Consider the following 12,828-nt stretch of genomic DNA (forward strand, 5'->3'; position numbering starts at 1 on the left):
ATGACGAATTTACCAACCGGATTAATTGTCTCGTGCCAAGCACTCGAGAATGAGCCGCTCCATAGCGATTTCATCATGGGTCGGATGGCAATCGCGGCCGTCCAAGGCGGCGCCAAAGGCATCCGGGCCAATTCGGCGAAAGATATTCGTGAAATCAAACAGCAAGTGAACGTCCCGATCATCGGGATCGTCAAACGTGACTATGCGGACAGTGACGTGTTCATTACAGCGACGATGAAAGAAGTCGAAGAATTGATTGAGGTCGGCGTTGACGTGATTGCCCTCGATGCGACACAACGCTTGCGTCCCGGCAACATGACGCTCCAAGATCTCGTCCACGCCATCCGTTCGATTTATCCGAACCAACTCCTCATGGCTGACTGTGCGACGCTTGAGGATTGTATCGAAGCGGATCGACTCGGCTTCGACTACATCTCGACGACGCTCCACGGCTATACGGCCGAGACGAACGGCTCGCTCCTCTTCCATGACGACTTCAAGTTCTTGAAAGATGTGCTCGACCGCGTCACGCAACCGGTCGTCGCCGAAGGCAATATCTTGACGCCCGAGATGGCCAAACGCTGCATGGACCTCGGCACACACGCCGTTGTCGTCGGTGGAGCCATCACGCGTCCACAACAGATCACGGCGCGGTTTGAGGCTGCTTTAGCCATACACTCTGAAAGTTCAATATAAGTGCCTGTCCTCTCCCCTTATCACTATTAAGAATCAGAATTGAGAAGTTCAACATGACCTCGAATTGGATGATAGACGTGATCCCTTCGAGGTTTTTTGTATGCGATTAATTAAACTAGTAATGCTCTATAAAAAAAGGGACAAAAATCTAAAAAATGATAAAATGATATTTAGACTATCGTTTTTATCGATAATCACGATGAGATAGAGGAGCATAATGATAGGATGCATTTTGACGAGACTTCGATTTCCCCTGAGAGCACTGACCACCTCAGGGATTTTTCGCATGTCCCTCAATGAAAATCGAACGAAGCGACCCTTCATTTTACTTGCACGTATCATAAAAAAAATCGAAAGAGAGGGTCAAACGTATGGCAGCGAGTAAGCATAAACGGTCACCATTATCTTTATATCTGACAATTAGCGGGATTTTTTTAGCATGCACCTTTCTCGTTACGATGTTAGATAATCATCAATCGATGAGCATCGGTATACTTCCATTTTTTTCTGGAATGGTTAGTGTCTTCTGGATGACCACCTCGATTCGTCACCATAACGACCCTCCGCGATATTGGATATATATCTTGTGGGCTCTTATCACCCTGACAATCGGAAATTTTGTATGGTTACTGTTAGAAATGCAGTATCTGCATCCCTCGAAACGATTTCTCGCAAATTTATTTTGGATTTTTTCATACCCGTTATTTTTGATGTCGCTCATTGATCGCACGCAAAAAAGTGGTTTTTTACTTACTGACCGTCAATATCGGTTTAACCTCTCAATCTATATGGTCATGGCGATGGCCGTCAGCTCCCATTTCTTGTTGCAGCCATTCCAATCTGCGTTAGACTATCCACTTTATATTCACGCGATTATGTATATTTATCAATTCGTCGATCTTGGTATTTTGTTCTTAGGTATTATTCTCTACTATATGGTCCAAGCAGAAAAAACAGAGAAGACGATCTTATTTTTAGTGGCAGGACTTTTATTACAAGCAACTGCGGATGTCATGATGGTAATCTCGTACCCAGAAATTTCAAATGTCGCTCACGTTTTGTGGACAATCGCTCCACTTCTGATTGGATTAACGGGACTCTTATCCCACGAATATTTGTCAGGCACCTGGAGCAAAAATAAAATCAACCAGAACGCGGAGTACGAGCTCTATTTGCCTTATGCGAGTGGCATTCTATTAAATGTGCTCGTCATGTATAGTTACGACTGGAAAATCAACGTACTCAGTGTCGCTTTAACAGTCACTTACTTCTTGATTGTCGGAAGACAGTTTTTCATCATTCGAGAAAACAAGCACATCCTTGCGCAAATGGAGCATCTAGCTTTTCATGATAGTCTGACAGGGTTGCGCAATCGTCATAGCCTTATCACCGATTTAAAACGCTATATAAGCCATAAGGATGAACGATTGGCGCTATTGATGATTGATCTAGATCGATTCAAATATATTAACGATTCGCTTGGACACCACGTAGGCGATAAAGTCTTGATTGCTGTCGCGGAACATATCCGTTTAATCACGGGAGAGAACGAGCGTCTTTATCGACTCGGCGGGGATGAATTTGTAGTCGTGTTGCGTGAAGGGTCTGAAGAAAGTGCCGAGATTTTTGCGAACGCCTTGCTCGACCTCTTTGCAATCGAGATGACGGTCGCTGAGAAAACCATGAGTCTAACCCCGAGTATCGGAATCAGTCTGTTTCCTAAGCACTCAGAAAACGCCGAGGACTTATTGACGAAGGCGGATGTCGCCATGTACGAAGTAAAGGCGAAAGGGAAAAATAATTTTCTGTCATTCGACACCGAAATGATGACAAAAATGCAACGAAAGATGGAGATTGAAAAAGCGTTAAAGATTGCGCTCGAGAAACAGCAATTTCATCTTGTTTATCAACCAAAAATCGATTTAAAAACCAATGAATTGAATGGCGTCGAAGCGCTGTTGCGATGGAACCACCCTGTCCTAGGAATGGTCTCGCCGATGGAGTTTATTCCTGCAGCGGAAGAGACAGGTATGATTATCGATATCGGAGAGTGGGTGATGCAAGAAGCATGCCACCAAGTCAAGGAGTGGCAATCTTTCGGGATTCCACAGTTGAATGTCGCCGTCAATGTCTCGGTCAGGCAATTAGAAGACGAAAATTTCATTGCTATGGTGAAACAAATCATCGGACGTACAAGGATCGTACCGTCTTGTCTTGAACTCGAAATTACGGAATCCATCATGCAGAACACGAAAGTGACGACGACCCTATTGCATCAGTTAAAGGAACTTGGTGTCCGGACTTCGATTGATGATTTCGGTACAGGCTACTCTTCGCTGCATGTTTTACAACATTTGCCGATTGATGCGTTAAAGATCGATCAATCGTTTGTTAAAGGATTGGATGAGTCCGCGTCTTCACCGATGGTTAAAACAATCATCGAACTTGGGTTGAACCTCGATTTGGATATTATCGCTGAAGGGATTGAGACAGACTTCCAACTACAATTCCTTAAACAAAATAGCTGTACGCTCGGTCAAGGCTACTTGCTCTCTAAACCGCTAGATCGAGCTGACTTTGAACGATATTTAAAGTCTTTCTCATTCATCCATTGAGATAATTAAAAATTGCACACAAAACCCTGAATGCTTGCACGTGAACGTGCTCATTCAGGGTTTTGTGCATTCCTAGACCAGCGAGTCATTGAAAATCGGTCCGCCCCGTCACCGGATAGTTCCCCGCTTCCCACGTATGATCTTTCTGTAGCGTCTCGTCCGACACCAAGAAGTAGTCGTACCCGACTTTTCCTGGCCGATTCGGGACCGGATCGTTCCACGTCGTGTCGAGATGGTACCAAGCACCGTCCAGCTTGACGAGGTTCCATGCGTGCAACTCCGTCCTGGCCTCGCCTGAGATGTATCTCGCCTCTACTCCAGCCGCTTCTAACAGAAGCAACGTCGTCAGCGCGTACCCTTCACAGACACCTTCCCCGTTGAATAGAATCGAGTACGGGGTAAACGGACTCGCCACGCTATCCAAGTTATAAGCTGTATTCAAGACGACGTAGTCGTTCACATATTTCACTTTCTCATAATCGTTCAAGCCGCTAGGCATCTCCGTAACGACTTGATCGACTTTTGCTTCGATTTGCTTAGCTTCCGCGACGTTCATATCGTAGGCCAATTGCATATCCAAATCGACATACCCGCCGTGATCCCGATACTCTGTCTCGCCTCCGCGTGACAAGCGGAAGACATAAATATGGTTCGCTTCGAGCCAATCCCACGCTTCATCCATCGTCTGCTCGAAGTCAAGACTTTTACCGATATAACGGATGCTGAATGATTCATCGAATTGGCTCATATGATAAGCGAGCGCCATGCCGAGTTCTTCCGGTGAGGCGATTTGTTCTGGTAACTCGAACGTGTCCCCTAAAATCGTAGCGGTTTGACTCTTGACTTGTTTCGGACCGAAAAGTTCCGTCATGTCACCTTCCATATACACCATGTATCCGCTCACGAAGCTGACCCCGAGCATTGTCATTGTCAACACGCCGCGTCCGGTCACAACGATGGACGACCAAAGTGCCGACCGTCTACTTTTGATAAGACGATTGAGTTCATCGCTGACCATCTGTTCTAGCTGCGTCCGTTTCATCTTCAATTTAGGATGAACTTGAAACACGACTTTTCTGTACACCGGATCGAGCAGTTCAAACTGTTTAGCGGGATTATGCTCATACTGTTTCAACTCGATTCGGATGGGACGAAGTTCACGCTTTAATGCCCGATGGACAATTCTCATTTCATGACCTTGACGAAACAAGAGAATCGTAATCCCCCCACTTAATAACACGATCAACGTATACATGATGACATTCACGACGTTCGTTTCTCCTCTCGTTCATGTATGCTACCGAATAGAATATTTTCCCTACTCTTAAACCTCTATAAGTATATAATAACTCTATAAACAATATATGGAAGGTGTTGCCGCATGAATATCAATACATATTTGAAAGAGTACGCCCAAACTGCGCTCGGCGAAGGAACACATATCGCTCCTAACGTCCCCGACAAAAAATTGAACGGTGCCATTAAAACTTATGCGCAAGATGCACTTCCAGAACACGTCGTCGTTTTGTACGATTCAACTCTCTTTAAGAGCGGCAAAGAAGGCATGCTGTTTTTAGGGGACCGCTTCTACTTCAAGCCGCTTCTTGAAAAGCCAATCTGTGTATACTACAAAGATTTACAACGTGTCGACTTAGAACGAGAAGTAACATATAAAAATGACAAACGAAAAGAGAAGCTCCATGTCGTCATGCACACCGAACAGTACGATTACAGCATGTCTGACAAGCTAGCGACGTATAACATCGAAGGCGTTGTCGAGTTGTTAAACGGCATCGCAGCGCTCAAAGACAAAGAAGACGAACTCGTCAACGTCTCGCAAGTGACACCGCTCGCCGACTTGCCGGAAACGTATAAGCTTACATATTTAAAAATTTTGGCCGATTTCACCTTCGTCGACGACCAGCAAATCGATGCGAAAGAGTACAGTGAACTCATGTCACTCGTCACTCGGATTCACCTCAGTTCCGAGTATCGATTGCAGCTTCGAAGCTACTTGAGCAACCCGTCGCTTCACACTTCGACGACCGACTTGATTGAAGAATTACGTGCCCTGTCGACGACGCTCGATTTCTCCATCGTCGAGAAATCATTGTTCAAAGACTTACTTTATCTGTTCAAATTAAAACGGCCACTCTCAGCATGGTTTGAGAATGCGTTTCTCCAACAACTAAAAGAGGATCTGTCGATTTCAAGAGACGAAATCGAACTTATCTTAAGTGCTATCCAAAGCGATGAGGATATTTTGACGTTCCGGAAAAATGACTCTGAGATTGCCAAGTCGATGAAAGACTTGGCGGCGAAAGCGGCCGCGGTCGGAGTCCCATTGACGGCCATCTATTTATCAGGATCTGTCGTCGGCTTGAGCGCCGCCGGATTGACGTCTGGTTTGGCTTCTCTCGGCATGGGCGGATTGCTTGGATTCTCGAGCATGTTCACCGGAATCGGGGTGTTGGTCGTCATCGGAGTCGGGACATACCAGGGATTGAAGAAAATCACAGGAATTAAAGATATCGAGAATAATAAGCAACGGGAATATATGCTTCAAGCCATCATCCGGAACACTCAGCAGACGCTCAACTATTTGCTCGAAGACATCAATGAGATTTCAAGTCGTCTCGTTATCGCCATCCAACAAGGGAATGAAAATTCGGAGAAAATCAATCAGTTATCCAATATGCTACAGATGCTAAGCCAAAGTGCTCAATTCAGCGCCGGTAAGCAAACCCATTCGCAGAAAGAACAAATCATGACGCAACTACCGTCAAAACTGAGTACGGTTCGCTTAGATGAGTTGACGTCGAAAGCGACATATCAAAAGATTCGCGATTACATCTATACGTGTTATACGCCTGAACCAATCCAATTGGATGACATGACGTTCAGTAACGAAGAGGAGCTCGTCTTGAAAGAGACGCTCACGCTCGAAGAACTAGAACAATTGCATGAGTCATTCCAAGCGATCGGTTACTTCGAGATGACAGGCGGCGGTCTCGCTGAAGTGACGGGTGGAGCGAAGCGTCTCGTCAAGAACGTCTTCGGTGACAGATGAACCGGTCCGAACAAGACATGGTAGACAAGGCGAAAGCGCTACTCGTCCAACAGCATCAAGCCGCCCAGGCCGAGCAACGCTTAGGTGAAGTAAACAAGCATCTATCACAACTTGAAAATACACAGGATGCGCAGGCTGCTGTCCTCGATGATTTGTTTGAAGATATGATGCGGCTCATGAACGGGCAGTCTCTTTCAGCGGAGGCAACAACGCTTGCACCGCTAGCCGTCCCGATGTTTGACGAACTCGAGCCGATTCAAGTCTCGGGCGTCTCTTGGGATATCTATTTGGCCGAACTGGATACGTATGCGACGCGACATGACGTGTCTGGGCTCGACGACCCGTTCGCCCATTTGTTGACGGCACGACAGCGTCACGATTTGGCAACAACGTTCAAAGAGGAGTTCATGCTGAAGGAAGCGGAATGTGACCGCTACGACTACATGATTGCGTCCTTCAGCGGTCTTGTCGCGGGGGTGATTGACAGTTTCTTTGTCGGTTCACCAACGGACAGCAAATTTCGCAGTTGGTCAGATGAGAAAGTCGACAACGTCGTCATTAAGTTCGCCAACCTCGTCTGGAAACAGGATAAAAAAAACGGGGCCCGTCTCCGCAAACAACCGGACTCGATTGCGAGCGCCATCGGTTTTTTAGAGCGTCGGTTTAAAGTGAACTACGACGCGCGCTATGCGAGCGATTTGAAGATGGGCGAGGCGACACTAAATATGCGTCCATCAGACCATCACTTGAAATCGCTCGCCCACGCGCCGGACATCATCGGCTTGTTCTTCTCGATTTTAGATCAATTTACGGGTAAGGCCAGTTTCATCTCGGACGGCCGACTGCTTCGGCTCGAGCCAAAAGAAGACGGGACCCAAGTGCTTCAAGGTGGGAACGTGTTGGCTAAACTGTTCGCCGGGTTCGCTAACTGGATTGGTCATCTTTTATCAGACGTTTCAGGGTCGAGTGGTGTCCGGGGGCATGACGATGGTCGTCGTGGCGCTGGCATCCCGCTCCCATTTTTCGAACTGTTCCAATTCGCCGACTTCGGACAGGTTTCCCATAAAGGCAAGACACTCTCGTTTGCCGACTTCTCGACTAAAGTGTTCGAGAGCGGGTATGATGCGCGTCACGGTGTCGCGATGGCGGTTCCGGTCGTCTTCAACGAACTCGTCATCCGCCTGCTTTGGGGTTTGAAGAGTCTGTTTTATCACAAAAACGGATGGTTGGAGTCAATCCCTGTCGGCAACAAACCGACACTTCGAAAAATGCTGCTCGTTGGTCACGGGGCCTTGTGCCTGACCGATGGGATGGATGCATATATCCGGAGTGGAAACGTCCCGATTCTGTTTGCGACACGGCTAAACTACGTCGCCTGGAGCCGCTTCGCTTTCGCTTCCATGCAAGAGCTCAAGCATGTGCTCGGGAAAGACGTGTACGACTGGAAAGCCGTTGACGCTTATTTAGAGCAAGAATGGAAGAAACTCAGCGGCGAATACTGATCATAAAAGAGCTCTTATTCCCTACTTACTCGTACCATCTTACAACTAGAAAATTCGACCGCTGTCTCCGACTGGACGAACGTAATCATTGTGAAAGAAGCCATGACGTCGCTCGTCGATGCTCTTGCGTTTCGTTCATTTAGTGCGACGGTGACCGAAGTGTTGAATGAGCTATATACTGTAAAAGCGCAACGCAAAAGACCATCGAACTTGTCATACACAAGTTTGATGGTCTTTTTTCACTCCACCCCAAACCGATACACCGTCCTCGAATGATACAACTCACCCGGTTTCAGTTCAATCGATGTGGCGATGTCTGGATAGTGCGGCGCGTCCGGAAGCGCCTGGGCTTCTAAACAGATGGCGCTATGCTTCTGCCGTCCCTCGAGCGTGACCGGTGTCTCTTCGCTTAAAAAGTTCGCCGTATAGACGACCATGACCGGTTGGTTCGTCTCGACGTCGAGCACGCGTCCACTCACCGGGTCGTGCAACCGCGCCACCCCATCCTTCAAGATGAACGGATGATCGAGCCCGCCCGCTCTCGCGATGGCTTCATCGTCTGACGTGATCGCCTCGCCGACTCGTTTCCCGTCGCGGAAGTCGAACGGTGTCGCATCGACAGGCTGCAGTTCCCCGGTCGGGAGCGACTCGTCATCGAGGCGCGCGACGTGGTCGGCCGGCAGCGTCAGCACGTGATCGTGGATCGTCGGCCGGCCACCGAGATTGAAATAGTTGTGATGGTTCAAGTTGACCCACGTCACTGCGTCCGTCTCAGCCGTCATCGTGACGACGAGTTCATTGTCGTCCGTCAGTTCATAGATGACTTTGAAGCGGACGTTCCCCGGGTAGCCTTCTTCCCCGTCCGGACTTAAGTATATGAATTGAATCGCCTGTCCGTCGACGTCCATGTCCCAATACCGCGACGTGATGCCGTCCGTCCCTCCGTGGATATGATGCGGGGCCTCGCTTGGGGTCAAGGCCACGCCATCAATCTCGGCGTTACGGATTCTTCCGGCGATGCGGCCGACGACTGAGCCCAAATAGACCGGGTTCTCGAGGTATTGATCCAAGTCGCCATATTTCAAAATGACAGAGTCCATGTTGCCGTCACGGTCTGGTGCCGTCAGCTCGGTCATGGCACAGCCATACTCGATCGCCGACAGCCTCATCCCGTTCTTGTTTTCAATCGTTGCTTCTCTCATTGGCTCACCTACTTCGACTAGTTTACCTGTTACTTCCCGTAGTCGACGCGCCGTACTCCACTTTATCGACGTGACTCAAAAATGAGCTCATGAACGCCGTGAAGCGCTCCTGCCCCTCGACCGTCTGTTTGAACACACCCGCGTCCTCTAATCCTTTGACGAACTTGTCGACGACGGCCTGGTCGACGATCACACGCGCGTCACCTGACTTCGTCTTCAACTCCTCGGCCCACGCCTTGTGCATGTCCGCGACCTCGACGTCCTCGCCTTCGATGAAACGGACGACTTGTTCGAGCTCGGTCTTGAGTCGGGCCGGCAACACGGCAAGCCCCATCACTTCGATCAAGCCGATGTTCTCGCGCTTGATATGATGGACGTCGGCGTGCGGATGGAAGATGCCGTCCGGATGCGCCTCGCTCGTCCGGTTGTTGCGGAGGACGAGGTCGAGCTCGTAGCGGCCATCGCGGCGCCGGGCGATCGGCGTCACCGTATTGTGGCGGACGGCGCCCGTATACGGCACGATGTCACCGTCCTCGTAGTTTTGCCAGTGGCCGAGCAGTTGGTTCGCCAACATAGCGAGCTGCTCACGCTGCGTCGAACGGAGCCGGACGACCGAGAGTGGCCATTCGAGCGTCTCGATGTCGACTTGGTCGTAACGGTCCGAGCGATACGTCGCGACGACGTTGGCATCGTCCATCGCAAACCGGTAGCGGCCGGCTTGGTAATGGTCGTGTGTCAAGATCGAGCCGCCGACAATCGGCAGGTCCGCGTTCGACCCGGCGAAGTAATGCGGGAACTGACCGACGAAGTCGAGCAGACGCTCGAACGCCGATCGGTCGATGACCATGTCGCGCACTTCGTTCGACAGTAAAATCGAGTGTTCGTTGTAGTACAAGTACGGCGAGTATTGGAACGACCACTCTTCCCCACCGAGCGTGAGCGGGATGATTCGGTGGTTGGCCCGGGCCGGATGTTTCAAGTGTCCGCCGTAACCTTCGTTCTCGATCGCGAGCAACCCCGTCGGATAGTTCGTCTCTGGCGCCGGTTGTAGCCGGGCCCGTGCGATCTCGCGCGGGTCTTTTTCCGGCTTCGACAAGTTAATCGTGATGTCGAGCGTACCGTAGCGGGTCGGTGCCTTGTACGTGATGTTGTTTGCGATCCGTTTCGTCTGGATATAGTTCGACGCCTGACTCATCTTATAGAAGAAACTCGTCGCGGCCTCGACGTCAACTACCCGAAGCGCGTTGAACGTGTGCGTCACCTCGGACGGTTTCGAGACGAACACGTCCATGACCTCGGCCATGAACCGGTCCTTCTCCTCTAATAAATTCTCGACGAGCCCAGACTCGACCGCGTATTCGGTCAACGTATCGAGCAAGTTCGGGATCGAGTCGCGCGGCACGAACGTCGGCTTGTCAAAGTCGAGCTTGTTCAATCGTGCGAGCACACGGTTCCGCGAGTAGATGCGGTCTTGCTCCGTGATCAGTTCCTCGCGGATCCCCGCCTCGACGAGCGCTTCAATCGTTGCATCGATCATCGTCTCGCCCCCTCTACGTGTTTGTAGCCTTCCGGATGTGACTCGTGCCAGTTCCAGGCGTCTGTGAGAATCATATCGACCGTCGAGCGCTCTGGTGTCCAACCGAGCACGCGTTTCGCCTTGTCCGGTGACGCGATCAGCATCGCCGGGTCTCCGGCACGGCGTGTCCCCGTCTTGACCGGAATCGGGTGTCCCGTCACACGGCGGGCCGCCTCGATGATTTCGAGCACCGACAGTCCCGTCTCCGTACCGAGATTGAACACATCGCTGTCTCCGCCTCGTTTCAAGTAGTCGAGCGCGCGAACGTGGGCGTCGACGAGGTCTTGGACGTGGATGTAGTCGCGGATGCATGTGCCGTCCGGCGTGTTGTAATCGTCGCCGAACACGGTGATCGCCTCACGCTGCCCGTTCGCCACTTCGAGGACGAGCGGGATGAGGTGTGTCTCCGGCGTATGGTCTTCGCCGATTTCACCCGACGGATCGGCCCCGGCGACGTTGAAGTAGCGGAGTGCGACGAAACGAATGCCAAAGGCACGGTCACACCACTTCATCATCGTCTCCATGGCGAGCTTCGTCGCCCCGTACGTGTTCGTCGGGTTCGTTTCAGCCGTCTCCCGGATCGGCATCTCGTCCTGATCGCCGTATGTCGCGGCCGTTGAGGAGAAGACGATCCGCGCGACGCCGTGTTTGCGCATCGTCTCGAGCAACACTTGCGTCCCGAAGACGTTGTTGTCGTAATATGCGAGCGGTTCCTCCATCGACTCACCGACGAGCGAGTTGGCGGCGAAATGAAGCACTTCCGTGACCTCTTCGTTCGCGAACGTCTCGTCCATGAACGCACGGTCACGGATGTCGCCTTCATAGAAGCGGACTTGTTTCGGGACCGACTCGATATGCCCGGTCTGAAGGTTGTCGATCACGATCACGTCTTCCCCGCGTGCGAGCAAGGCGCGGACTGCATGGGAGCCGATATAACCGGCCCCGCCGACGACGAGTACACTCATTTGACTTCCTCCTCTACGAGTTCACGCGCGCCGTCCCCGACGGACGCGATATAAAATGTCGGCGCGTAGCCGATCGTTGTTTCGTATACGGTCGACACGGTCTGGATGACGGCTTCCGTCGACGTCTTGTCGACGATGGCGATGGCGCAGCCACCGAAACCGGCACCGGTCATGCGGGCGCCGATGACGCCGTCGCAATCTTGCGCTGCCTGGACGAGCGTGTCGAGCTCGACGCCGGTCACTTCGTAATCGTCACGAAGCGACGCATGCGAGTCGTTCAGCAGTTGCCCGAACACGTCGAGCTTTTCGTCTTGAAGGGCGGTGAAGGCGAGCTTCGTCCGCTCGTTCTCCGAGATAGCGTGGCGGGCCCGTTTCCGGAGCGTCTCCGGGAGTTCCGATGCGACCGTCTCGAACGTCGCGACCGATAGCTGGCCGAGCGAGGCGACATCGAACCGCTCTTTTAGCAGGCCGAGTGCCGTGTCGCACTCGGTCCGGCGCTCGTTGTATTTCGAGTCGGCGAGTTCACGGCGCTTGTTCGTGTTCATGATCAAAATGTCGTAACCGTCGAGCTTGATCGGCGCATAGTCGTGATGGAGCGTATCGCAATCGAGCAGGATGGCGTGGTCGGCCTTGCCCATCCCGATCGCGAACTGGTCCATGATGCCTGAGTTGACGCCGATGAAGTCGTTCTCGACACGTTGACCGAGATGGACGAGATCGATTCGCTCGAGCCCGAGGCCGTACACGTCATTGATCATGAGCGCCGTCACGAGTTCGAGTGAGGCCGACGACGACAGTCCGGCGCCGTTCGGGATATTGCCGGCGAGGAAGAAGTCGAATCCTCCGACGTCGTGTCCGTCTTGTCGCAAGAGCGCGACGACCCCTTTGACGTAGTTGGCCCAGTCGTGACCGGCGTCATACGCCCCGTCCGTCACCGGGAACGTGACGACGCCGACGTCCTCGAAGTTGAGCGAGTAGACGCGAATGATACCGTCCTCGCGCTTCCGGACGAGCCCGTACGTGCCGAACGTGATGGCACAGGGGAAGACGTGACCTCCGTTGTAATCCGTGTGTTCGCCGATCAAGTTGATGCGGCCCGGTGCGAAGAAGATCCGCTCAGGCCCCGCCAAAAACACGGTCTCGAACTGTTCGTTCAGGTGTGCTAAATCAAATGCAAGCATACGACTCCATCCCTTCCATCG

Annotated in this window: 9 protein-coding genes; 4 read left to right on the forward strand and 5 right to left on the reverse strand. The window is 51.6% G+C overall.

Annotation, left to right across the window (positions count from 1 at the left end):
- Together EVJ24_RS01205 and EVJ24_RS01210 are read left to right on the forward strand one after the other, a co-directional pair.
- Positions 1–696 (forward strand): N-acetylmannosamine-6-phosphate 2-epimerase, encoded by a 696-nt coding sequence (locus tag EVJ24_RS01205; protein ID WP_131438974.1) that lies wholly within the window; start codon positions 1–3, stop codon positions 694–696.
- A gap of 371 nt (positions 697–1,067) precedes the next feature.
- Positions 1,068–3,311, forward strand: a complete 2,244-nt coding sequence (locus tag EVJ24_RS01210) for a putative bifunctional diguanylate cyclase/phosphodiesterase (RefSeq protein ID WP_131438975.1) — start codon at positions 1,068–1,070, stop codon at positions 3,309–3,311.
- Between the two features lie 85 nt (positions 3,312–3,396).
- On the opposite strand, the gene EVJ24_RS01215 is transcribed toward EVJ24_RS01210, so the two are convergent.
- A complete protein-coding gene (locus EVJ24_RS01215; protein ID WP_131438976.1) occupies positions 3,397–4,578 on the reverse strand; it encodes a transglutaminase domain-containing protein in 1,182 nt (393 codons plus the stop codon).
- 114 nt (positions 4,579–4,692) lie between these two features.
- Here EVJ24_RS01215 and EVJ24_RS01220 point away from each other — a divergent pair, with 114 nt between their 5' ends.
- Complete coding sequence (locus EVJ24_RS01220) at positions 4,693–6,381, forward strand: hypothetical protein (protein WP_131438977.1); 1,689 nt, start codon at positions 4,693–4,695, stop codon at positions 6,379–6,381.
- Complete coding sequence (locus tag EVJ24_RS01225; RefSeq protein ID WP_131438978.1) at positions 6,378–7,883, forward strand: hypothetical protein; 1,506 nt, start codon at positions 6,378–6,380, stop codon at positions 7,881–7,883. The genes EVJ24_RS01220 and EVJ24_RS01225 overlap by 4 nt, the downstream gene beginning before the upstream one ends.
- A 239-nt stretch (positions 7,884–8,122) precedes the next feature.
- Here EVJ24_RS01225 and EVJ24_RS01230 read toward each other — a convergent pair whose 3' ends face one another.
- The 4 genes from EVJ24_RS01230 to EVJ24_RS01245 are packed head-to-tail and all read right to left on the reverse strand — an operon-like array spanning position 8,123 to position 12,807.
- Positions 8,123–9,085 (reverse strand): aldose epimerase family protein, encoded by a 963-nt coding sequence (locus tag EVJ24_RS01230; RefSeq protein WP_131438979.1) that lies wholly within the window; start codon positions 9,083–9,085, stop codon positions 8,123–8,125.
- 22 nt (positions 9,086–9,107) lie between these two features.
- On the reverse strand, positions 9,108–10,622 hold the full coding sequence (locus EVJ24_RS01235) for a UDP-glucose--hexose-1-phosphate uridylyltransferase (protein ID WP_131438980.1): 1,515 nt from the start codon (positions 10,620–10,622) through the stop codon (positions 9,108–9,110).
- Entirely contained in the window at positions 10,619–11,626 is a 1,008-nt protein-coding gene (gene galE, locus EVJ24_RS01240) for a UDP-glucose 4-epimerase GalE (protein ID WP_131438981.1), read from the reverse strand. The genes EVJ24_RS01235 and galE overlap by 4 nt, the downstream gene beginning before the upstream one ends.
- Positions 11,623–12,807, reverse strand: coding sequence for a galactokinase (locus EVJ24_RS01245; protein ID WP_131438982.1), 1,185 nt, complete (start codon positions 12,805–12,807; stop codon positions 11,623–11,625). The genes galE and EVJ24_RS01245 overlap by 4 nt, the downstream gene beginning before the upstream one ends.
- Positions 12,808–12,828: the final 21 nt, after the last annotated feature.

The organism is Exiguobacterium sp. SH1S21 (assembly GCF_004337175.1).
Classification (GTDB): Bacteria; Bacillota; Bacilli; order Exiguobacteriales; family Exiguobacteriaceae; genus Exiguobacterium; species Exiguobacterium aurantiacum_A.